Annotated in this window: 18 protein-coding genes; 4 read left to right on the forward strand and 14 right to left on the reverse strand. The window is 54.3% G+C overall.

Annotation, left to right across the window (positions count from 1 at the left end):
• Positions 1–102: 102 nt before the first annotated feature.
• Complete coding sequence (locus MK6180000_RS14855) at positions 103–1,092, forward strand: response regulator (protein ID WP_138935436.1); 990 nt, start codon at positions 103–105, stop codon at positions 1,090–1,092.
• A gap of 175 nt (positions 1,093–1,267) precedes the next feature.
• Here the strand turns inward: MK6180000_RS14855 and MK6180000_RS14860 are convergent, their stop codons facing one another.
• The 3 genes from MK6180000_RS14860 to MK6180000_RS14870 all read right to left on the reverse strand — a co-directional run bounded on the left by MK6180000_RS14860 (position 1,268) and on the right by MK6180000_RS14870 (position 6,520).
• Positions 1,268–1,735: a response regulator gene (locus tag MK6180000_RS14860; protein WP_342777729.1), complete on the reverse strand. Its 468-nt coding sequence runs from the start codon at positions 1,733–1,735 to the stop codon at positions 1,268–1,270.
• A gap of 57 nt (positions 1,736–1,792) precedes the next feature.
• Complete coding sequence (locus MK6180000_RS14865) at positions 1,793–5,023, reverse strand: CHASE domain-containing protein (RefSeq protein ID WP_246040536.1); 3,231 nt, start codon at positions 5,021–5,023, stop codon at positions 1,793–1,795.
• Positions 5,024–5,350: 327 nt separating this feature from the next.
• Positions 5,351–6,520 (reverse strand): glycosyltransferase, encoded by a 1,170-nt coding sequence (locus MK6180000_RS14870; protein ID WP_138935437.1) that lies wholly within the window; start codon positions 6,518–6,520, stop codon positions 5,351–5,353.
• Between the two features lie 595 nt (positions 6,521–7,115).
• Between MK6180000_RS14870 and fcl the strand changes: the two genes are divergently transcribed.
• From fcl to MK6180000_RS14885, 3 genes are all read left to right on the forward strand, one after another.
• Positions 7,116–8,048, forward strand: coding sequence for a GDP-L-fucose synthase (gene fcl, locus MK6180000_RS14875; RefSeq protein WP_138935438.1), 933 nt, complete (start codon positions 7,116–7,118; stop codon positions 8,046–8,048).
• A 10-nt stretch (positions 8,049–8,058) separates the two neighbouring features.
• Positions 8,059–9,531 carry a glycosyltransferase gene (locus MK6180000_RS14880; RefSeq protein WP_171054644.1) on the forward strand — a complete coding sequence of 491 codons (1,473 nt, stop codon included), beginning with the start codon at positions 8,059–8,061 and terminating at the stop codon, positions 9,529–9,531.
• A 155-nt stretch (positions 9,532–9,686) separates the two neighbouring features.
• The gene (locus MK6180000_RS14885; RefSeq protein WP_171054645.1) at positions 9,687–10,688 is read left to right on the forward strand and encodes a glycosyltransferase family 4 protein; all 1,002 of its coding nucleotides are present in this window, start codon (positions 9,687–9,689) and stop codon (positions 10,686–10,688) included.
• A 61-nt stretch (positions 10,689–10,749) separates the two neighbouring features.
• On the opposite strand, the gene MK6180000_RS14890 is transcribed toward MK6180000_RS14885, so the two are convergent.
• The 11 genes from MK6180000_RS14890 to MK6180000_RS14935 all read right to left on the reverse strand — a co-directional run bounded on the left by MK6180000_RS14890 (position 10,750) and on the right by MK6180000_RS14935 (position 22,003).
• Positions 10,750–11,700 carry an NAD-dependent epimerase/dehydratase family protein gene (locus MK6180000_RS14890; protein ID WP_138935441.1) on the reverse strand — a complete coding sequence of 317 codons (951 nt, stop codon included), beginning with the start codon at positions 11,698–11,700 and terminating at the stop codon, positions 10,750–10,752.
• Positions 11,701–11,704: 4 nt separating this feature from the next.
• Complete coding sequence (gene gmd, locus MK6180000_RS14895; RefSeq protein ID WP_138935442.1) at positions 11,705–12,691, reverse strand: GDP-mannose 4,6-dehydratase; 987 nt, start codon at positions 12,689–12,691, stop codon at positions 11,705–11,707.
• A gap of 513 nt (positions 12,692–13,204) precedes the next feature.
• A complete protein-coding gene (locus MK6180000_RS14900) occupies positions 13,205–14,089 on the reverse strand; it encodes an FkbM family methyltransferase (protein WP_171054646.1) in 885 nt (294 codons plus the stop codon).
• 775 nt (positions 14,090–14,864) lie between these two features.
• Positions 14,865–14,996: a hypothetical protein gene (locus MK6180000_RS20905; RefSeq protein WP_281284768.1), complete on the reverse strand. Its 132-nt coding sequence runs from the start codon at positions 14,994–14,996 to the stop codon at positions 14,865–14,867.
• A gap of 1 nt (position 14,997) precedes the next feature.
• Entirely contained in the window at positions 14,998–16,182 is a 1,185-nt protein-coding gene (locus tag MK6180000_RS14905; protein ID WP_138935444.1) for a formate dehydrogenase subunit gamma, read from the reverse strand.
• A gap of 78 nt (positions 16,183–16,260) precedes the next feature.
• Positions 16,261–16,854 carry a formate dehydrogenase FDH3 subunit beta gene (fdh3B, locus tag MK6180000_RS14910; protein ID WP_138935445.1) on the reverse strand — a complete coding sequence of 198 codons (594 nt, stop codon included), beginning with the start codon at positions 16,852–16,854 and terminating at the stop codon, positions 16,261–16,263.
• Positions 16,855–16,867: 13 nt separating this feature from the next.
• Positions 16,868–19,870, reverse strand: coding sequence for a formate dehydrogenase subunit alpha (locus MK6180000_RS14915; RefSeq protein WP_138935446.1), 3,003 nt, complete (start codon positions 19,868–19,870; stop codon positions 16,868–16,870).
• Between the two features lie 88 nt (positions 19,871–19,958).
• The gene (locus MK6180000_RS14920) at positions 19,959–20,147 is read right to left on the reverse strand and encodes a twin-arginine translocation pathway signal protein (RefSeq protein ID WP_138935447.1); all 189 of its coding nucleotides are present in this window, start codon (positions 20,145–20,147) and stop codon (positions 19,959–19,961) included.
• Between the two features lie 61 nt (positions 20,148–20,208).
• Positions 20,209–20,817, reverse strand: a complete 609-nt coding sequence (locus MK6180000_RS14925) for a TorD/DmsD family molecular chaperone (RefSeq protein WP_138935448.1) — start codon at positions 20,815–20,817, stop codon at positions 20,209–20,211.
• Entirely contained in the window at positions 20,814–21,413 is a 600-nt protein-coding gene (locus MK6180000_RS14930) for a DUF3306 domain-containing protein (RefSeq protein WP_138935449.1), read from the reverse strand. The genes MK6180000_RS14925 and MK6180000_RS14930 overlap by 4 nt, the downstream gene beginning before the upstream one ends.
• Complete coding sequence (locus MK6180000_RS14935; RefSeq protein ID WP_246040537.1) at positions 21,410–22,003, reverse strand: DUF3305 domain-containing protein; 594 nt, start codon at positions 22,001–22,003, stop codon at positions 21,410–21,412. The genes MK6180000_RS14930 and MK6180000_RS14935 overlap by 4 nt, the downstream gene beginning before the upstream one ends.
• Positions 22,004–22,184 lie beyond the last annotated feature (181 nt).

Below are 22,184 nucleotides of genomic sequence, written 5' to 3' on the forward strand. Positions count from 1 at the left end.
ATTTCAAAGCAAAGGTCATATTTCCGCCTCTTTTCGCGGTAGGGTTGTGCGCAAGCACGGTGCATAGGTGCGCCGTATCAACTGGCAGAAGCGAGAGAGAACATGAAAATTCTAGCGGTCGATGACGATCCGGTTATTCTCGAACTTCTCACGCATTTTGTCGCTGCTTCTGGCAGCCACAAGATAGTCACCGCATCGTCGGGCAAAGAGGCATTGGAAATCATAGAGCGCGTCGGCCTGCGCCAATTCGACTGCTTTCTTTTCGATATTCAGATGCCCGGCATGGACGGAATCGAGCTGATACGTGTGGTGCGGGAGTTACCACGTTGCGCCGATACGCCTATTCTCATGCTGACGGCGATGTCCGAAAAGCGCTATGTAGACGCTGCATTTGCCGCTGGTGCTATCGACTATGTGACCAAGCCCTTCGAGATGTACGAGCTAAAAGGTCGCTTGGCCTTGGTCGACAAATTGGTCGAGGCACGTAAAAGTCGAACCAGCAAGATTTTAGGTGTCAAACCCGTCATTCGCAAAGGCGACATGCCAGCCCCCCCGAATGACGTGCTGCTTCACGAGCCTATCAAGATTCTCGAAGTGGAAAACGTGATTGAGTATCTGGCTATGGAGAATTACGTGGCTCAGTTGTCGCGCAGTTCGCTGTTTGGATCGGTGACGTTCGCATTCTCAATCCGCCAGATCGAAGAAATCCATGCGAGGATGAGTTCATTTGAATTCTATAGCCTGGTATCCGATGTGGCCGAGGTGATTTCCGATACCCTGCATGGGCATCAATTTCTGATGTCCTACGCCGGTAATGGTACCTTTGTCTGCGTCACCGAGAGCGGTTGGCGGCCTGATATGACGCAGTTGATGGACGCCGTGAACCTGTCGCTTTCGCGTACTGAACTCTATGACAATTCAGGCACGCGCGTTCAGGCGAGGGTCAGCACGGGCGATGCCATTCGCCTTATCTGGCAGAGCAAAGCAACCATTATGGACTCCATCGCCAAGGCCCACTCCAGCGCCGAGGCAGCCAGCGTCGCGTATGAAACCGCGCGCCATGATTACTGGTCTACAGAAAACCGCGCTTGAAGGTTCTGGCATCAGCAATCACACGGCTTTGAAGCCCTGCGCGTCAACTTCTTGACCCGTTTGCAATAACGTCAACCTTAGGTGTCATCTTTGCTATTCCGCCGCCGAATTGGGAACGAGCGGAAAGCTAGCCAATCCCCCCCTAAGTGACTTCGTAGCCGACCTCGTGGTCCTGTCAGGCGCTCAGCTTTATGCGATGCTCGTCGAGAACTGCCATGATCTGATCGCCCAGCAAAAGCGGGTCAAAGGGCTTACTGATCACAGACGCCGCGCCACAAGCGTGGAGCCTTTCAATCTCTGCATGCTGTGCGCGCGCAGTCATAAAAATTGTCAGACCGAATGGTATGGACGGCATTTCGCGTATCTTATCGAGCACTTCGCAGCCAGTCATTCCGGGCATCATCATATCCAGCAACAGCACATCGGGGCGAAACGTCCCAACCTGCTGCAAAGCCTCTTGGCCGGAGGCGCATTGAAGCACCTCGAACTGTCCAGATAGCGAGAGCGCTAATTTTGCAATTTCCCGGATATCCGCATCATCTTCTACGTGTAAAATCTTGATCATGTGCGCCTCGTGATCACTGCCGGAATGGAAGTGAATTAATTGCGTTGAAAATCTAATATATAACAAATGCAAAAACATACAGGCAGAATTGTGACGGGATCGGTTCAAGTTTGCGAGTGGCGACAGTGGCCCATCTCAGGAGGCCCTTGCCAAACAACGCTTGACCGATTTGACGATTGCGGGCAGCTCTGATCTGCTTTTGATCAGATCAATCAGTAGCCTGGGGTCTCTGGTCTGGTCCTCGTCGGCCGACAGACCGATAAGGTGCGCGCCCGGTTGCCGGGCTGCCAGCTTGTCCAAGAAGATGCGCACATCGTCACCCGGCAATGCGCAGTCGAGGATCACCGCATCCAGAAACGTGCTTGCCGAAATCTGTGCCGCGTCCGTCAGTGACGTCGCATGAATGACGTTTGCCACCGGCGCGAGCGCTGACGCGATCACCTCCGCAAAATCCTTGTCTTCTTCAAAGTGAAGCACAGTCATCTTTTCGGCCGGGGAGTCCGTCAAATGTACGTCACTCGCGGCGCTGAATGGCTCATCTTGCTGCTCAAGCTCTTTGGAGATCGGGCAGGTAAACCAGAACACGGTGACACCGTTGGCAACGCTTTCAAAACCGATCTCGCCCTCATGGCGTTTTATAATCTTTCGGGTGATGTTCAGGCCCAGACCAGTGCCGCCGATCGCGCGCGTATCAGTACTGTCTGCTTGGGAAAACGCTTGAAATATCTTTGACTGAAAACTCTCAGGCACTCCGGGGCCAAAATTTTGAATGTATACGATCGCAAAGTCATCAATCCGCTCCGCTTTGATCAAGACTTTTGTGTCTTTGGATGAATATTTGCAGGCGTTAGATATAAGATTGGCGAGCACTTGTTTGATGCGGCTCGCATCAACACGCACATTCAGCGGGTCATCCGGCAGGTGCAACGTCAGCTGATTGCCATGAGTCAGCGCAAAGGGCGACATTTCTTCAATTGCGGCGCTGATGATCGGTGCGAGATCGTGAGTTTCAAAGTTAAACGCGACCTCCCCCGAGGAAATCTTCTCTAGGTCAAGAATATCATTGACGATGCTCGACAGTCGATCAGCGTTAGAGCGTGCAATTTCGACCAAGCGGGCAGTCATTTTCGGAAGAGGCCGGTCCGATGAACCCTTTACCAAATCCAGCGCCCCTTTGATCGACGTCAGCGGTGTGCGCAATTCGTGGCTGACAGTCGCGACAAACTCATTCTTGATCTGGTCGAGCCGCTTTTGATCCGTGATGTCGTTAATCTGAACGATGTAGAAATTCTCGTCAGTATTGCGATCATAGGTCCAGGAAATGTTGAACAGACCCCAGCGGATTTCACCATTGCTACGCAAAATGCGGTGCTGGGCCGAGTATGTCTGCTTGTTAGCCGCCAGCGTTATGGCCGAGACGCCTATATAGATCTCCTTGATGTCCTCACGCGGCATCATGTCTGCCAGTCTCGCATCTTGCGTGATCCGGTCTTCGCTGACGCCGCACAGCTTGCAGAATGCGTCGTTTACAAGCACGAACTGCCCCTTGCTGTCCACCAGGGCCATACCCACAGGTGCGGCCGCAACAACTTGTCGGAACCTCTGCTCGCTCACTTCCAGCGCGTTGCGTGCCTGATAAAGCTCGGTCACGTCCCATTCGGTGCCGATCATCCGGGTTGCTGTGCCGTCCTCTGCACGCTCAACAATGGACGAGTCAGAGCGGATCCACCGCCATTCGTTCTCACCGAATTTCACACGAAACTCGGAGACAGCCCTTTCACTCAAGCCTTCGGTGCAGTCCTTTTCGGTACGCATCATGACAAGCAAATCATCCGGATGAACCCGCGAGTAGAACATGGCTTGCGGGTCTATATCGAAGACATCTTCGTCATATCCCATATTGCGAAGCCAAGTACCTGACACTTCCATTTTGCCGGTGACAAAATTGAAATCAAATACACCGATCTGCCCGGCCTCGAGAGCCATATCATACAAGGTTTTTGCCCGTGTCAGATCTTCTTGGGCCTTGATCTGAGCCGTGACGTCCCGAACGATCGCTGTGGTTCGCCCGTGTCCGTCTGCATTGGTCCATTCGTTTCTTTGCAAATCCAAGAATAATGTAGGGCCGGTCTGTGCGGCGCCGTGAGCATTGTAGTCCTGCTGCTCACCCGAGGTTTTGATTTCCTTGATCAGGTCCGAAAATTTTAAACCGGAAAGGCTTGGATCATCATGACGCAACATAATCTGCGCCGCGCGATTTGAGAATAGAACGACATCATCGGCATCTAGCACAAAAACTGCAATTACATCATTCTCGACGATTGCCTGATTTTCTCGATCTCGCGACTCGACTTGCCGCGTGCGAAGATCCGCAACTTCCCGCATCGCTTCGCTACGTCGATTTATGGCTCGAAACAGGGAAAGCAGCAGCGCGGTCAACAGAATTCCGACAAGCAGAATGACAGCAGGTTGGTTGCTTTCAAAAGCATTATCGAACCGCGGTGTGCTGTGAAAGACTATGGTCCATGGACGTCCAAACTGTTCAACAGTGTATGTGGCCGAATGGGCGCCTTCAGTTTCCCCTGCGAGATGATTTTCAAAAATCATTTTCTCAGGAAGCGCGCTCGACCCATCGAAAAGGTGGAATGTATAACTGTCGCCTGAACTGGGTGTGAGATCGGACAGCAGGTTTTTTGCTATGAAGGGGGCATAGACCCAACCAAGGAACTCACCTTTGCCATTTTGGTCGGCTAAAGATGCGCCTGCTTTTGCAAAATACGGTACAAGCAACAGGAAACCAGCCTGTTCCTTTGCGTGTTGCAGGAGGTGAATAGGAGGTGTCAGCTGAGCTTCGCCTGTATCGCGGGCTAACTCCAGAACCTCCCTTCTCACGGGTTCGAACGTCACATCAAGGCCGAGTGCATTCAAGTTTTCATTGATAGGATAGATGTACTTCACCAGATAATGCGTCTGAGCACCGGTAAGGTTCTTTATCGTGTAGTCTGGCTGCCCATCCTGCCGGGTCCGTCGCAGATAGTCGTCGATCTCGGCGTCTGGAACGGACTGAACAAAGCCAATTCCGCTCACCCCTGGCAAAAGCGTCTTCGCCTCTAGCTGGCTGACGTAGTCTGCAAAGGCTGCATGTGACATTTTATCGGCAACACGAAGGAATGCGGCCGTACCTTGGAGCGCCTGCAGATAGGTCTGCATACGTGTTTGAAGAACCTGAACGCCATCCTCGCTCAAGCGTCGAAACTCACCATCTGCGGCCTGATCTTTGGACGCGACGCTGACGGAGAAGAGTATCGCTGTGACGAGCATGCATAAGCATGTGAAAATCAATTCAGCCCAGCCCGGCAACTTCATGAGATCATCATTCTTCCAGTTTTTGAATATTCAGTTGCCAAAGATATTCTCTACCTTAGGTTGCTTGATTGCCAACGTCTACTCGACTGGATCGAATTGACAGCAGTGTTGTACTAACCCCCGTAGCGGGCGCTGCAAGTGGCTCTTCTGGGTTACTTGGCTCAAGATTGGATGTTAAAAGGGGAAATTGGGTGATGCCTCACGGCGCGATGGGCTCCGGGACATTTACTACGCAGTCCGGCACGACAGCATTTCGCAAGCTCTGCGATACCACTGCAGGTGGTTACTTTTACCGCAGTTATAAGTGGCTTTTGGCCATACAGGGAATCACAAGCCAGAAGCCGCAAGAGTTCTTGTGATCACTTTGCCTATCGCCCCAAAAGAATGCTCCCGTCTTAACAGGTCTACGCCGTTTAACGTCTTCTGCTTCGCCTTCTCAGGTTGGTCGTAAATCTCCTGCAATCTGGATGCGGCTTGTTCAATTGACGGATCGGCCCATCTGGCGTTTTCCCAGCCAACATAATCACCGTCCTTTAATGCAAGATACCGCCATTCAACCGGAAAACCTGTTTCCTCATTTATAAAATCTCTTGTTCCTCCGTAATCCGTACAGATGACGCTGCGCCCTGCAAGCAGCGCTTCGGCGCAACCCAGGCCGAACCCTTCTGATCTGTGAAGGGAGATGAAAGCGTGGTGATCCAGCATGAGCGTAGTCATTTCCGCTTCGGAAATTGTCTTGTCCAGAATTGTTATTCTTGGATCTTTCTGCGCCTGCTCAGCCAGCCAAGCTCGACGCCCATGATCCCGTTGGCCGCGGGTCTTTACGGTCAACCGCACGTCGCTGCGTTCGCGAGGAAATGCAGCCTGAAATGCTAAAACTGCCCCTTCCGGGTTTTTGCGGGCAGCAAAAGAGTCGAAGTCGAAATACGTCAGAAACTTGAGGCTGCCACCATTTACCGCTGGCAATGGGTTAGTTGCGGGGACGTCTACCGGCTGTTTTACCAGATGTACCGGTGCTGATAGCTCAGCTTGCAAGCAATCAAAAATGAACTTTGAGGGGGCCCAGAAGCTGTCGAATTCGTTACAAGACTCTTTGATCTTGGAAGGTAGCTTTTCCAGCTCCCAGAACGGGTAAATGATATTATGTTGCCTCGTGCAAATGTCTTTGCGAAGATTTTTAACTTCGTTGATACCAAGAACACTGAGGCTTGCCTTGACGCTCTTTGGTGTCGAAAGCCGGTCCTTGAATACATCAGTATTCTGACGACCCTTCAGCTCCCGATTTATAAGCCCCGTAGGAAAATTTTGTGTGTCGGCGGCAGCCGAAAGTAGACGTACGGATTCGCCAAGGCCTATTTCCGAAAGGAAGTACCCATGAATATTTAATCCAAAACGAAGCGGCGGATTTGGCCTCAACTGGCATGGTTTCTTCATTTCGGTTGGGCACTGTGCCTTCCAGCACGGAAGCATCCGCAACGCTTTTTTCTTCAACTTCATTTTCTAAGAAATTCTCCCACAAGAGCAACGCATCAGCAGTTCCGCAGCAAATTCTACGTCATTGAAACCGAAGTACAAGCACAAGCCCAGTGGTTGCCCCGCAAGCTTGTGGCGGATCGCAGATGAATCAACATGGGTATCGACGCAGCAGCCCGGGCAATGCCGATGCGCCATTTCAAATGAGACGGCACCTGCGCGACACCAAGAGTGAGGCACTCGGCAGGCGGAATTTTGCGCATGATTGCGAAGGTGGCCAGACCTACGGAGAGTGCGTTTATCGGCACTTCTCATGCAATCGGCACTTCTCATGCAATCGGCACTTCTCATGCATTAGAGGACGGTGTGATTTCTCTCGCAACCCCAGCTTAGCAGGCTTGGCTGCACTACGCACCGCCTAACGAGACTTGACTATTCTATAGCGATGACCTCAGTCAAACCCCCCTCCTGACTGGCCCAGTCCAAGGGAACTCAGAACACGTGTTGTACGTATTCCACCTGCGGTCTCACTAGGGTAATGCTATTCGACAATCGCAGTAGACATTGTTACTTAACAACGAGAACAAACGAAAATATCCAGAATAAGAATGAGATTCAAATGTATGATTTGACTGGAAAGCGCGTCTGGGTGTCTGGCCACGGCGGAATGGTCGGCTCGGCACTCGTGCGTCGCCTTGAGCGCGAATCCTGCGAGGTACTGACCTCCGACCGATCCGTCGATTTGCGCGATCCGCGGGCAGTGCGCGAGTGGATGGTAGCCAACAGGCCCGACGCGGTGATCGTTGCGGCGGCAAGGGTCGGCGGCATTATGGCCAATGATACGCGGCCAGCGGAATTTATTTACGATAACCTGATGATCGGGGCGAATCAGATACACGAGGCACACGCCGCGGGCGTCGAGAAGCTGTTGTTTTTGGGATCGTCTTGTATCTATCCCAAATTCGCCCCTCAGCCAATTCCCGAAGACGCATTGCTCACCGGTCCACTAGAGCCGACCAATCAATGGTATGCGATTGCAAAGATCGCAGGCATTAAGCTGTGCCAGGCCTACCGGGCGCAGCACGGCGCGGATTTTATTTCTGCCATGCCGACCAACCTCTACGGACCCGGTGATAACTACGATCTGACGTCCAGCCATGTCCTGCCCGCGCTTCTTCGCAAGATGCACGAAGCGATGGAGGCGAAACATGCTACCGTCGAGATCTGGGGCTCGGGAACGCCGTTGCGCGAGTTCATGCATGTCGACGACTTGGCTGACGCTTGCGTGTTCCTACTACGCAATTATTCGGATGACGCGCATATCAATGTTGGCTCGGGGATCGAAACGTCCATCCGTGATTTGGCGCAGACGATCGCGAGGGTGGTCGGTTTTGAAGGAAAGTTGCGTTTCGATCAGACAAAGCCTGACGGGACCCCGCGTAAACTGATGGATAGCTCCCGGCTTCGGCGCCTAGGGTGGACGCCGTCGACTAATCTGCACGATGGGATCGCTGAGGTTTACGAGTCATTTCAAAGTCAGCAGACCGAGTGAGGTTGATACCGTGAGTATTGTACGATCCCTTCGCAAGCGCCTTGTGCGGAATCCTGCCAGCGCGTCCCAAATTACGGCCGCTTTCAAGCAACATCTTGGGCGCTTGCCAAGTCGAAGAGAAATCGCAAGTTGGCAGCGGAAATGGCTTTCACCCAAGCAATTGGATCGCCGGGTCGAGAGATCGACTAAAGGTGCTTATGTCTCTCGCATTCTAAAAGGCGGACTTTTTAACGCTGAATTCTCAGCTAAATTCGTAATGCCCGCGCCAGTCAACAAGCTTTCTGATGAGGAGTACGTCAAAACTCTTTACGAGCATATTCTCGGCAGATATCCGAGCCCATCAGATTTGCAAGACACAGCGCTAATGCTTCAATCAGGTGGTTTGCAACGACATGATCTGATGGCACAGTATTTTGCTGAGCGTGTAGGAGAAGAAATGGATTGGGCGAAAACTGAGAGCGTCAATGACGTAAGCCAGTTCTCTATCATGGGTACTGACCGCTCAATGACTGTTAAAAAATGGCGGGCCAAGGCGCGGGTTGGCGGAGCGCCCATCAAACACCATGCGCGTTTCCCGCTGCTACCTCGCTCATCAGAAGTCGATGTCAGCGTCATCTGCAGTGTTTGGCGAGGTGGCGATTTCATCGAGAAATATCTCGAAAATATCACGTCGCAAAGCATATTCAATGATCGCTGCGAGTTGATCGTGGTTGATGCCGCCTCTCCAGAGGGCGAAGGCGAGGCCGTGGCGCGCTACGCGGAACGCTTGGGCCACCGCATCGTATATCACCGGCTGCCTTATCGTGCCGGAATCTACGTGGCTTGGAATGTAGGGGTGGGGCTGGCGCGGGGGCATTATCTGACCAACGCCAATCTTGATGATCTTAGACGCAAGGATTCTCTTGAATTGCAGACGACTACACTCGACGCACTGCCCGATGTCGACGTTGTATATCAAGATTTCTATTATTCCGCTGATCCGGACGCTGATTTTGCCAAGATCGCAGGAGCAGGAGTGATCAGTGACCTTCCGATTGTGACGCGCGATGGGTTTTTTAAATTCAATCAGCCGCATAATGCCCCGATGTGGCGGTCCTCTTTGCACGACCGGATTGGCATGTTCGACGAGCGTTTACGCTCCGCTGGTGACTATGATTTCTGGATTCGCGCCATCACGGAGGGAGCGAGATTTTACAAGATTAACGATCCGCACGTGGCCTACTACTACAATCCTGAAGGCATCTCTACGTCGCGGCAGACAACCGGGCTTTTAGAGGCGCGCGACATATTGCGTAGACACGGACGCGCGCTTGTCCCTGAGGCCGCAGCAGAATCTCCAGACAAGTTCCTCGGGCGGCTTGGGTTCGATTTATGGCCAGAACACAGCGACGGGCTCCCGTTTTCTCGCTATGAAGCCGTGCAGTTGCGTATGCGCCACACGGCTGCGGCGCATGGGCCACGCCAATCCGGAGTGCGGATATGACCACAAGAATCCGGCTTGTCTTGGATGGCGTCTTTTTCCAAAGAGCTCAATCAGGTATCGCGAGGGTCTGGCGATCAATATTGCCAATCATTGCACGTCGTATGGATGTGATTTTGCTTGACCGTGGAAACTGTCCTCAGATTGAGGGGGTAGAGATGATCCCCTTCGCATCATTTGTCAGTGACAGAGTTCCGCCGAGCGCCGCCGAATCGGAGGCGCTGGAGGCTATTTGCAAGCAATACGGTGCAGACGTTTTTGCATCAACATACTATAGCACATGCGCCGGCACACCCTCCGTTCAACTTGTCTATGACATGATCGCCGAGGTTATGGCCTATGATCTAATCCACCGCGACTGGCAAGAGAAGGATATCGCGATGCTCTATGGGCGGGCGCATATCTGCATTTCGCACCAGACACGTGACGATCTTCTTCGGTTCTATCCTGAAATTTCACCGGATCGGGTTACCGTCGCGCATTGCGGCATCGAAACGGATGTATTCAGACCGCGCCCCGCCGCCGAAGTAGACATGTTCCGGCGCGTCCACGATCTTTCTGGTTCCTACCTGATGGTGGTTGGCGCTCGCATGCATGAGGGCGGGTACAAGAACGGGGCGCATCTCGTAGAGGCGCTCTCAGGAATGGCGCCACGCAAGGATCTTACGGTGCTCTTTGTCGGAGGCGAGCAGGAAATTCCAAAGATTCGCATGGGCGGCCGTAAGGTGGAGGCGCGCCGGGTTGTGCTCTCCGATGACGATCTCGCCCGCGCATATTGCGGCGCCGAGGCGCTGGTTTATCCGTCACTCTACGAGGGTTTTGGCATGCCTGTCGCCGAGGCGATGGCGTGTGGATGCCCGGTAATCACGACTAACCTTGGCTCACTGGCAGAGGTGGCTGGAGATGCTGCGCTGCTCGTATCGGGAACAGACATTGACGAGATGCGCACTGCCCTGTGCGCCGTTCGCGAGCCAGAGGTGCGGGCACGCGCTTTAGTCGCCGGTCCCGAGCGGGCCCGCGCCTTTCGCTGGGACGCCATGGCCGATCATGTGGCCGACCGCATTGAACAGTTGGCCGAAGAAACACGCGCAGGACAGCATCGAGCTTTTTTATCAGAATGGGCAGAGCTCCGTCACCTTCAGTCAGAAGTCGACTTCTGAGACAAGCAAATGCGCTCTTGCCATATTCCGCGCCTATCAATCTGACCAAGATTAGCTGCGGTTAAGTTAATCGCGCTTCCTGGTAGAGAAGCGTTTCATAGAGGGTCTGTTCCAAGCTGAACGCAGGCTTCCATCCTAGATCATGCACAAGCGCATCGACGCAGCCAACAATACGAGGAAGATCGCTGGAACGTTGCCGTGCGGGATCAGGTGCGACATCGATTTTGATCTCTGCCATCTGAATGAGGCGATCTAGGATATACTGCATACTAACCGCACGACCGGAAGAAATATTGTAAATCGCCCCGGAATGAAGATCGTCCACCTTCGCAATCAAGGCTGTATAGGCAGCCACCACATCCCGAACATCTAAAAAATCTCGCTCTGCTTCGAGATTACCTACCTGAATAACAGGAGGCTGCTGTCCTCGTTTGATACGCGCTATCTTGGCGGAAAATGCGGGAATTACAAAATCTTCGGTTTGACCCGGTCCAGCATGATTAAATGGTCGCAACCTGAGGCATTTCAATCCCTGTCCAGCCAGAACGCCTATGGCCAAGTCGCCTGCGGCTTTTGTCATGGCATAGGTGTCGATCGGGTCTAGCCTCGCAGCTTCATCCACAGGCGGGCCTTTCAGCGCAGTACGCCCGTATATCAAACCTGAACTTACGTGAAACAGCCAACAATCTGGCGATTCTTTCAGCAACATACGCCCAAGGCGGTCCGGCGCCAGCGCATGTAATTCCCAAGCAAGCTCTGGATCGCGGCTTGCTTCACTCGGTGCGGCAATCCCGACGAGGTTAATGATAAGTGTCGGCCTCTCGCGTCGGACGACCGCGCGGACGGCCTCTATATCTCGAATATCCAACGCTAACGTCGTAGAATCTCGGGGACTGCGGGTGCTATTCAGAATCCGTGCATTTGCTCCGAACTTTGCGGACAGTGCAGTGCGCAGATGGGCCCCGACAAAGCCGCCGCCACCTAGTACAAGAATGCACGGATCTCCGGTCATCCGTTTAATGTTTCTGCTGAAGCTTTATCCGCTCGATATCTGCATCGACCATCTCGGAAACAAGTTGCTCAAGTGAACATTCCGGCTGCCAGCCAAGCTTGGTACGGGCCTTGGTCGCATCGCCAAGAAGGACATCTACTTCAGCCGGGCGTAGATAGCGCGGATCAACGACGACGTGATCCTCCATGCGAAGATCCAGTAGAGAGAATGTCATTTTGCAAAAGTCCCGGACTGAAGTTGTTCGGCCAGTTGCGATGACATAGTCATCCGCCTCTTCCTGTTGCAGCATCAACCACATAGCACGCACAAAATCACGTGCATGGCCCCAGTCCCGCGTCGCATCCAGATTGCCTAGGGTAAGCTTGTCCTCCAAACCCAGCTTGATACGCGCGGCACCATCGGTAATTTTCCGCGTCACAAACTCGATGCCCCGCAGCGGCGACTCATGATTGAACAGAATTCCGGAAGAGGCGTGCAGTCCGAAGCTTTCACGATAGTTCACCGTCATCCAATGCGCGTAGAGCTTAGCCACAGCATAGGGTGAGCGAGGGTAGAACGGTGTTTTTTCTGACTGAACATCCTCTTGGATCAGGCCGTACATCTCAGAGGAAGAAGCCTGATAAATACGTGCCTCGGGAGCCTCCAGGCGGACCGCCTCAAGCATGTTGTGCCCGCCCAGTGCGGTAACCGATCCAGTCAGCAGCGGTTGTTGCCAGGACGATTTCACAAATGACTGCGCCCCGAGGTTATAAACTTCATCAGGCTTCACATCGCGAATGATGCGAATGAGGCTGGACAGATCGGTAAGATTGCCGTCATGGACCTGAATGTCGCCCGCAATCCCGAGCCATCGTAAGCGAGCATCTATGACATCGGCGGAAGCGCTCCGGCGGACGAGGCCGTGTACTTCATATCCCTTTGCCAGCAAAAGCTGCGCCAGATATGCGCCATCCTGGCCCGTTAGACCGGTGATCAGTGCCCGTTTAGACATTTCTTTTCCTTATCTTTGAACGGCGGCACACCTTGATCGTTCGCGCACCGCGTGTCCGTCACCCTGTAGCAAAATTTTGAAAGCATGACAGCCCCCAAGGGGCGTCTAGTTACATATCCTTGCCGATGTAACGTTCGGTTCTCGCTGTTAGATGATCATAGCTTTTCTGTGAGAGCTTAGTAAGACAATTCCCTACGACGGGCGCGAGTACGGTCTATAGCTGCGTAAGAAACGTTTCCGTCCGTCAAATCCGGGCTCTGGCAACGCTCCAGCCCTTCTCGATGATCTACCAACCCTTGATCGCGTAAACACCATCAAATCGACTTCGCAATGTGCTAGGACTGTTGCGTCAATCTGCAAGCGCGAACACCTCGTTCATTTCACCGAAAACACGACCCATACAGCCACGGCCAAATGGTTCACAATTCCTTTGAGGCTAAAACAGCTTCGGAGCTAGACCTTTGATAGCTGACACCGGGTTTGACTTTTACATGCTCTTTGAGATGCGCCGTTTTAACACTTCCACCATCGTTCAGGCATGGAAATATCCTCGTAAGCTTCAACATTCTTTCTATCCAGATGATGGGGAAGACTTAGCTTCGAACCATTTCTCAATTTTTCCACATAGTCGTTACGTACAAAAGTAACCTCGGTAACTCTTGGGAACTCCCATTCGCCACTTGAAAATATGCCGCAACAGTTATTCGGATGCACATGGCAAACTGTAAAGTTCTTGTATATCTTCTCAAATATACTGGAAAACATTTGGAAGAAATGCTCGTCTCCCATCTGCCCCAAGTCGTGGAACTCTATAGCCATTACAGAAAATCTCTTTAAGGTTTCATCCGATTCAAAAGTAAGGACATCATATTCTCCGCCTTCAATATCCATCTGTAGGATCAATTCCCTCTCATCACCCTTCAGGCTGGTATCCACCCAAGAGCTGAGCGTAATGAAGTCATCCTCATCGCGATTTCCAAGAAATTTCTTACTAAAGGAAAAGTTGGGGTCAGAAATTGGCGCGCAATCTACGCTTGCGTCGGCCATGAAACTTTTTATGCCGTACTTCTTGGATAGATGGTCTTCAAAATCTGACGTGTCGCTGACGCCAGGACTAAAGCAATGACTTATGCCATCAAGAATATCAGGAACCAGATAGCCACCATCACCCTCGCCTCCAATGCGAATCAAATCGACCGAAACGAAGTGATTTCTAAACCGTGTCAGAAATCGATTTGCATTGCTGCAATCCACGGGCTTTTCCATAATTGCATCTTGTTTCTCAAGATTTTTGACTTGCGCCTCAAGACTTTCGACTTGCGCCTCAAGAATCTTGACTTGCGCCTCAACCACAACAGATGTCTCCTCTGTATCCTTAAGCAAAGTACGCTTAATCATCCTCCGTAGACCCATTTTTAAATCCCTCACTTTATCTAAATATTCTTTTTGACATTTCCAAACTAAAATGCCCTCTACGTAAATTTCGCGCTAATTCAAACCCAAAGACCATAGCAGCGCAATGTACACCTTCGAACCCCGTCAGTATGGTGAGCATCGTAGCGCCTAACGCAGCGAGCAAATCAAATTAACTTGTTGCAGGTATCGTGGACTTTTCTCCATGTTCTCTACTCGTATTGCACAAGGCTTAGTTTGCCGCTAGTTGACTGCCAGATCGTCGTGGGCGCGTCACAGCTTAAGTGCCACTCCTTTGATTGTACATTCTGCCGCGAACGGTTTCTACTGCTTTGTCCGAGGTGATCATCGATGCAGCACCGGAACAATCTGGACATGGCCGCGCAACTAAGTAAATCAGCCACCGGCAAACATGGTGCGGTTCATTGCCAGCCAATAACGCGCTGTGAGAACAAATACGTGGCAACAAAGAGGTACGACCAACCGTCATAGGCTTATTCTTAACGTGATGTCTGTTGCCCAAACCATATCTGGGAGACCGGCTTCAAACTTTCGGTCCAACGTGTTGTCAGCAACCGCAGTTGGCTTGCCGCCACCTCATCCCTTTTGAACTCACCCGCAAACCGATTTTACGATGTCATCTGCGCATATTCTTGGATCCAAAATTACCAAACAAAGGTTCTAAAATTCTCAGGGCATCTCATACAAAACATTTCAGTTTTTCCATAGAATACCCGGCCCGAGCAGGTTCTGAACTGCTCTAGTTGTCGATCCTGACATTGCCCGGCGACGCCCAGGCTGCCTTGGCTGAGAAATCGCTGGCCGCCAGTATCAAGTTCACTCCGACCGTGATCGCCGCAAGTGCGACCAATGCTAACAAAAACGCCCTCATCTTACGCTTCCTTACTCCGGTGCACTTCTGCTTCCTGCACTTCTTCGACCCAGAGACTATGGTGTTCGCGTGCCCATTGTTCTTCGACTTCCCCGGTGCCCATAGCCTCAAAAGCGCCCTCCATACCCACCGAACCAATGTAGATGTGGGCAAAGATTATGGCGGTTAGGACGAGGCTGACAATGGCGTGCCATAGCTGTGCATATTGCATCTCTTCCTGTGGTGAGAGCGGATAGGGAAGCGGGTCCGATCCGAAAAGGCCGGTCACTCCCCAGTTATTCAGCTTTGCAAAAGTCGCGCCAAACATGTTGAATTCAAAAGGGAACAGTAGGGAAAGCCCCGATGCGGAGATTGACGTGCCCAGTATTATCACCGACCAGAAAATTATCTTCTGACCCGCGTTGAACTTTTCGGCGGGGGGATGGCCACTGCCAATGATGCCGCCGCCCTTGGCGAGCCATACCAGATCGGTGCGGTTGGGAATGTTGTGAGCAACCCAGAAGGCAAAGATGATGACGAGCGCAATCATGAACGCCCAAGAGACGTTATTGTGTAGCCATTTCGTGCCAATCGCGAGGGTCGAGAAGGCGTCATGGCCGAATGCCGGTATCAGTACCTTGCGCCCAAACAGGGAAACCAGGCCGGTCAGACCAAGGATGATAAACGAACTCGCCAACAGCCAATGGCCAAACCGCTCTAGCCCGCTGAAGCGTGTAAGTGTGCGGCCGGTTTTCTCACCTTGAATGCGGATGCGTCCGCGGATCAGGTAAAATAGCGCCAGCAGCAGTAATGTGCCGCCCAAGAGGGCCGCGCCGTAAATCAACAGTGGTCCTTCGCGGAATTTTAGCCACCACATCCCGCCGTCTTGGATAAGTGTCGTCACTGCAGGCCCGCGTGACTGGGTGGTTACGTCCGCCGTATCGTAGCGCATGCCGCGCCATTGGTCAGAGTCAGATTGGCCACCGCGCGTGCCAAGCGGCGCTGTGATCGGGGCGGCGGCCTCAGCATCGCCGGTTTCCGCGCGCCGGAATTCGTCGTCCACCTTTTGCTGGGATTGCCTGCGCATGATATCGTCCAGCGTCTGCGCGCCGCCAGTCTCAGCGCGCGGGTTGGCCACGCTCTCTTGCGCTAAGGCCGGAGTCAGCAAGCCGCAAACAATGACGAAAACTGCGAAGAAGCGGAGCATCCGGGCAATCCTTTATAGTGTCGAAAAAGGCGAACGGCGCATTGAGCGCCGCTCGGCTAAGTTGCGCGGGAGCAGATGTCAGCCGCCCTTTTGGCCGTAGGCCGTACCCCAACCCCAAGCGCCTGCGCCAAAGCCACGGGCGACGATACGCTCACGGTAGATGCTGGAGACGTCATCACCATCACCCGCCAGCAAGGCCTTGGTCGAACACATTTCAGCACAGATCGGCAGCTTGCCCTCGGCGATCCGGTTGCGACCGTATTTGGCAAATTCGGCAGCCGAATTGTTTTCCTCGGGGCCGCCAGCGCAGAAGGTGCATTTGTCCATCTTGCCGCGCGACCCGAAATTGCCCGCTTGCGGATATTGCGGCGCGCCGAATGGGCACGCGTAAAAGCAATAGCCGCAGCCGATGCACAGGTCCTTTGAGTGCAGGACGATCCCATCTTCGGTCTGGTAGAAGCAATCGACCGGACAGACCGCCATGCATGGCGCGTCCGAGCAGTGCATGCACGCCACCGAAATCGAGCGCTCGCCCGGTTTGCCGTCGTCGATCGTGACCACCTTGCGCCGATTGATGCCCCAAGGTATCTCGTGTTCGTTTTTGCAGGCGGTGACGCACGCATTGCATTCGATGCAGCGTTCAGCGTCGCAGAGAAACTTTGCTCTAGCCATGATTGATCTCCTCTTATGCTGTCCAGATTTTGCAGAGGGTCGCTTTGGTCTCTTGCATCTGGGTCACGCTGTCATAGCCATAGGTCTGAGCGACGTTACACGACTCCCCCAGCACATACGGATCGGCACCCTCGGGATATTTGTCTCGCAGATCCTTGCCTTCGAAATGGCCACCAAAGTGGAAAGGCATGAAGGCCACGCCCTCGCCCACACGCTCGGTCACCATGGCCATTACCTTGACCTTGCCGCCCTCAGGCCCTTCGACCCATACCTGTTTGCCATCACGGATGCCCAGATTGTTGGCATCGCGCGTATTTATCTCGACGAACATGTCCTGCTGCAATTCAGCCAGCCACGGGTTGGAGCGGGTTTCCTCGCCTCCGCCCTCGTATTCGACCAGACGGCCAGAGGTCAGAATGATCGGGTAGTCTTCGGAAAAGTCGTTTTTCTGGATCGAGCTGTACATCGTGGGCACGCGCCAGAACTTCTTGTCTTCGTAGGTCGGGTAGTCGGCCACAAGGTCGCGGCGGTTCGAATATAGCGGCTCGCGGTGCAACGGCACAGGATCGGGGAATGTCCAGACCACGGCGCGTGCCTTGGCGTTGCCGAAGGGTGCGCAGCCATGCGCGATGGCAACCCGCTGGATACCGCCCGACAGGTCTGTCTTCCAATTCACGCCGCCTGATTTTTCCTCGTAATCTGACGGGATTTCGCCCTGCTGGGATGTCTCGCCCACCTCTTCGTCCTTATTCGAGCCGCCATCGTCTGCAGGCTCTGCGGCCAGGGGGGCACCGTCAGGATATCCTGCAACGCGGTTGATGCTGGCTTTTTCCTCGTCGGTCAGGTCTTTCTCCCAACCCAAATCACGCAACATTTGCACCGTGAATTCCGGGTAGCCGTCCTCGATCTCGGACCCCTTGGAATAGACGCCTTCCGCCAGAAGATTGTCGCCGTCACGCTCCACCCCGAAACGGGCGCGGAATGTCAGGCCACCTTCGGCGACTGGGACCGACATATCATAAAGGATTGGCGTGCCGGGATGGTTCATCTCGGCGGTCCCCCAGCATGGCCATGGCATCCCGTAGACATCGCCATCGGCCGGCCCACCATTGGCGCGCAGCGTCGTGCGGTCAAAGGTATGCTGGTTTGCCATGTGCATTTTCATCCGCTCAGGACTCTGACCCGTGTAGCCAATTGTCCACATGCCACGGTTGAATTCGCGTGTGATGTCCTCCACATTTGGCTCGCCGCCATCGTCGATCGCAATGTTGCGGAACATCCTGTCGTGAAAGCCGAATTTCTCGGCGAACTTCGCCATAATCGTGTGATCGGGCAGCGATTCAAACAAGGGGTCAAAGACTTTCTCGCGCCATTGTAGCGAGCGGTTGGAAGCGGTTACCGAGCCTCTTGTCTCGAACTGTGTGGAAGCCGGCAGCAGATACACGCCATCGGTGCGGTCTTGCATCACGGCAGAAACGGTCGGATAGGGGTCAACCACGACCAGCATGTCCAGCCGTTCCATCGCGGTCTTCATTTCCTTCATCCGGGTTTGCGAGTTCGGCGCATGACCCCAAAGAACCATCGCGCGGGTGTTATCGGGCTGGTCAAGGTTGGCCTTGTCCTCCAGTACGCCGTCGATCCACCGACTGACTGGAATACCAGTCAGGTTCATCATCTTGGTGTCACCAATCGACGCATCGGAGAACTGCGCCTTAAGCCAATCAAGGTCTTCGTCCCAAACACGAGCCCAATGCGCCCAAGAGCCTTCCGACAGGCCATAGTAACCCGGCAACGTATCAGCCAGCACCCCGAGATCAGTCGCGCCTTGCACATTGTCATGGCCACGGAAAATGTTCGTGCCGCCGCCCGGACGGCCCATGTTTCCTAGGGCAAGTTGCAAGATACAATAGGCGCGGGTGTTGTTATTGCCGTTGCTGTGCTGGGTGCCACCCATGCACCAGATAACGGTGCCGGGGCGGTTATTGACCAAAGTGCGCGCAACGCGCTCCAGCTGCTCGCCGGGGGTCCCGGTGACGCGCTCGACTTCTTCGGGGGTCCAGTTCTTTACCTCGTCGCGGATCTCGTCCATACCCCAGACGCGGGTACGGATGAATTCCTTGTCCTCCCAGTCGTTCTCAAAGATATGCCACAGGATGCCCCACACCAGCGCCACGTCGCTGCCGGGGCGAAAGCGCACATATTCATCCGCATGCGCAGCCGTTCGGGTAAAGCGCGGATCGCACACGATCAGCGGTGCGTTATTTTGTTCTTTTGCCTTTAGAATGTGCAGCAAGGAGACGGGGTGCGCCTCGGCAGGGTTGCTACCGATCAGGAACATCGCCTTGGAATTGTGGATGTCGTTATAGCTGTTGGTCATGGCGCCGTAGCCCCATGTATTCGCCACGCCCGCCACAGTAGTCGAGTGACAGATGCGCGCTTGGTGGTCGACGTTATTCGTGCCCCAATAAGCTGCGAATTTGCGGAACAGATAGGCCTGTTCATTGCTATGCTTGGCAGAGCCCAGCCAATAGACCGAATCCGGCCCGCTTTCGTCGCGGATCTTCATCATGCCATCGCCGATCTCGCCTATCGCCTGCTCCCAGCTGAGGCGGACCCATTCGCCGTTTTCTTTCTTCATCGGGTATTTCAGTCGCCGCTCGCCATGGGCATGCTCGCGCACTGAGGCCCCCTTGGCGCAATGCGACCCAAGATTGAACGGGCTGTCAAAGCCGGGCTCCTGCCCGGTCCATACGCCATTGTCGACCTCGGCAATCACCGTGCAACCGACCGAGCAGTGGGTGCAAACGGATTTCTTGATCTCGACCGCCCGTGTCGCTGCTGATTGCGCAGTGGCGGGCGCTATGGTGCTGCCGGTTGCGGCGACAGCGGCCAGCCCGCCAATGGCAAGGCCCGAGCCACGCAGGAATGTACGGCGGTCAACGCCATTCGCAGCGGCGCTAGCTGCTGGCGTCCTTGCAAACCGTCGTGCGCTGCCATTTGTCTTTTTCCTGAGCATGGTATTCCTCCCTACATCTGCGATCCCCGCAGTCTTGGTACCTTGTCAAATGCCCCTTCCCTGTTGCTATCAGGCGGGCGGCGCTCCCTTAAAAGCGGGTGCTTTCCAAGTAAGCGCGTGTATGTTCCGTGTCCTGCATCACTTGCGATGCCAGATCGACTTCGGCCGGTGCGGCCTGCGCTGCGCCGCCAGCGGCAACCGCCACAACCCCCGGCACAGCGGTGCCTGCGATCTTCAGGAAATTTCGGCGGGTCGTACCCTTTGTCGTGTCAGCCATTTTATGTGTCCTCTCCCTACTACCTTCGTGGCGGCCCCTGCCGCCGATCAATCGGCGGGCACTAGCCTGCCATCATGCGAAATGCCTCTTGCTCAATATCCAAAAACTCGGCTCCCACTGCCCCAACCGAAGCGTAGAGCACCGACGCCTTAGCCCCTTTCAGATCCGCAAAGAAATGCGTGGCCCATGGGCGGATATGCTTGCTGTAGAATTCTTTCTGGCGCGCCAATGGGGCCACATTGCCAAAACGTCCGACGATCATGCCGCCCATCATTTCCATCAGCGAGGCGATGTTGTCCTCCGGCTCGAACGTGTTTTCTGCCCGCGTCATTCCCAGTGCCGCCATGTCGGCGCGCAAATTTGCCAGCGGCTTCTCATTTAGAAACCCGGTCATGTAGTAGCTCGCGTAGGGCAGCAATTCGCCGCGCCCAAGGCCGATGAACAAGGCATTATATTCCGTGACGGCGGATTTGGGCTTGGTCACTTTTGCAACGCGGGCCAGCCCCTCAATCGCCTGCCCCAGAGGTGACGCATCGCCGCTCAGCCCCGCGGTCTGCGCCAACAACATTTCATCGGGCGCACGCGCCAGCATGACGCCGAGATAATTGTAGAGATCAGCCCGCAGGCGATCCTCTTCGTCAATCTGCGGATGGGCTCTTGCCAATGTCATGAGGTGTTCCCGTCAAAGTGAAAAACCATCCGGCGAGGCCTGCCGTCGTCCATGTCTTGCGGCGCTAGTTCCTTATCCAGTGCGACGTCCGGTGCAGGCATCTTGATCGTTGCGACCGGGTCTTCGCCAATCTCATCTTGTGCCGATTTGTCTTCTTTGTCGAGTAGCGCCTGATCGTCGGTGTTGAATTCTTCGGCTTGCGCAACCTTCAGCACATGCGCCAGCAATCCCTTGCCGACCTGATAATTCGTCTGAATCGGAGCATTTCCATAGCTACCGGCCAAATAGTCATCGTCGTAATCGTTCAGCCCATCCACACAAGCCAGGACAGGATTGCTACGCCACAACTTGCGCAGCGCGCGTTTGCGGAGGTGCTCTGGCACCGCCTTGGCCATGAATGCGGCGAAATCGTCCCCTTTGGTCAAGGTGTCTGGATCAGGCAACTCCAACTCAGCCAAGATTTCCTCGTCGCTTTTCTCAGCGAGGGCTTCCTGCTCGTGCAGTTCAAGAGCGGCCTGCTGGGCGGCGGCATTTGCCTCTGTCTCGGCCTCGACGGCGGCACGGCGGCGGTCCCAGAATGTAGGGATTCGGGTCATTTCAGCGCACCCGCGCTACGGCGAGGCGAACGATATACATCGCTGTCCTGCGCAATGCGCGCGTCGCCGATACCGTCCTCGCCCTCCTCGCCCCGCCAATCGCGGCGCTTGCGCTTCACGAACGCCGCTTCCTCGTGGTGGCGAGTGACGAAATCGGCGACCCAAGCCTGCATGCCATCCGGCATCGCCACCTTTTCGACCAGCGCTTCGGCAGAATCGCAGTAGTCCTGCGCCTCATAGGGCGACGCCGTCACAAGCGTCACTTTCCATGGTATACCCCGCACCGAGGCGTCCGGGGTGAGCACGATATAGACGGACGGCTGCCGGGTCTGAAGCTCATAGGCATATGCCTCAGTATCGGACACATACAGTTCAAGCGGCACGGTTGCTGCGTGAAACTCAGTCACGCCGCCCTCGCTTCGCAGAACGGTCCAGTCAGCTGGCCCCGCACCGGGCAGCATACCTACTGCCCGCCACGCCCATTTCGCCCAGCGCGTCACGCCTGGCGACTTCCGGACCACGACCCCAAGGGGGATGGATTGGGAGTTGGGAAAGACGAAGGTCAAGCTGGCACCCGCTGGCTGAAACACTAAGATGAGTTTCTTTCAGTGTACTGATTTATAGAAGAAATCATAGCAAAGTCTTAGGGTGCGTCCGTTTGCCCCGTTATGTCATTTACAGATCTGCCCACTACCGCACTGCTAGCTCTGGCGGATTGCGTCGAAACTTTGGGGATCGCCTTTCATCTGCTAACTTTCCGTCCTACGCTAT

Origin of the sequence: Roseovarius arcticus (assembly GCF_006125015.1) — a bacterium.
Classification (GTDB): Bacteria; Pseudomonadota; Alphaproteobacteria; order Rhodobacterales; family Rhodobacteraceae; genus Roseovarius; species Roseovarius arcticus.

Excerpts from the sequence above, each read along its gene's own strand:
- MK6180000_RS14855 (WP_138935436.1), top strand. The coding sequence starts at position 103 with ATGAAAATTCTAGCGGTCGATGACGATCCGGTTATTCTCGAACTTCTC.
- MK6180000_RS14860 (WP_342777729.1), bottom strand. The coding sequence starts at position 1,735 with ATGTTTTTGCATTTGTTATATATTAGATTTTCAACGCAATTAATTCAC.
- MK6180000_RS14865 (WP_246040536.1), bottom strand. The coding sequence starts at position 5,023 with ATGAAGTTGCCGGGCTGGGCTGAATTGATTTTCACATGCTTATGCATG.
- MK6180000_RS14870 (WP_138935437.1), bottom strand. The coding sequence starts at position 6,520 with ATGAAGTTGAAGAAAAAAGCGTTGCGGATGCTTCCGTGCTGGAAGGCA.
- fcl (WP_138935438.1), top strand. The coding sequence starts at position 7,116 with ATGTATGATTTGACTGGAAAGCGCGTCTGGGTGTCTGGCCACGGCGGA.
- MK6180000_RS14885 (WP_171054645.1), top strand. The coding sequence starts at position 9,687 with ATGATCCCCTTCGCATCATTTGTCAGTGACAGAGTTCCGCCGAGCGCC.
- MK6180000_RS14890 (WP_138935441.1), bottom strand. The coding sequence starts at position 11,700 with ATGACCGGAGATCCGTGCATTCTTGTACTAGGTGGCGGCGGCTTTGTC.
- gmd (WP_138935442.1), bottom strand. The coding sequence starts at position 12,691 with ATGTCTAAACGGGCACTGATCACCGGTCTAACGGGCCAGGATGGCGCA.
- MK6180000_RS14900 (WP_171054646.1), bottom strand. The coding sequence starts at position 14,089 with ATGATTAAGCGTACTTTGCTTAAGGATACAGAGGAGACATCTGTTGTG.
- MK6180000_RS20905 (WP_281284768.1), bottom strand. The coding sequence starts at position 14,996 with ATGAGGGCGTTTTTGTTAGCATTGGTCGCACTTGCGGCGATCACGGTC.
- MK6180000_RS14905 (WP_138935444.1), bottom strand. The coding sequence starts at position 16,182 with ATGCTCCGCTTCTTCGCAGTTTTCGTCATTGTTTGCGGCTTGCTGACT.
- fdh3B (WP_138935445.1), bottom strand. The coding sequence starts at position 16,854 with ATGGCTAGAGCAAAGTTTCTCTGCGACGCTGAACGCTGCATCGAATGC.
- MK6180000_RS14915 (WP_138935446.1), bottom strand. The coding sequence starts at position 19,870 with ATGCTCAGGAAAAAGACAAATGGCAGCGCACGACGGTTTGCAAGGACG.
- MK6180000_RS14920 (WP_138935447.1), bottom strand. The coding sequence starts at position 20,147 with ATGGCTGACACGACAAAGGGTACGACCCGCCGAAATTTCCTGAAGATC.
- MK6180000_RS14925 (WP_138935448.1), bottom strand. The coding sequence starts at position 20,817 with ATGACATTGGCAAGAGCCCATCCGCAGATTGACGAAGAGGATCGCCTG.
- MK6180000_RS14930 (WP_138935449.1), bottom strand. The coding sequence starts at position 21,413 with ATGACCCGAATCCCTACATTCTGGGACCGCCGCCGTGCCGCCGTCGAG.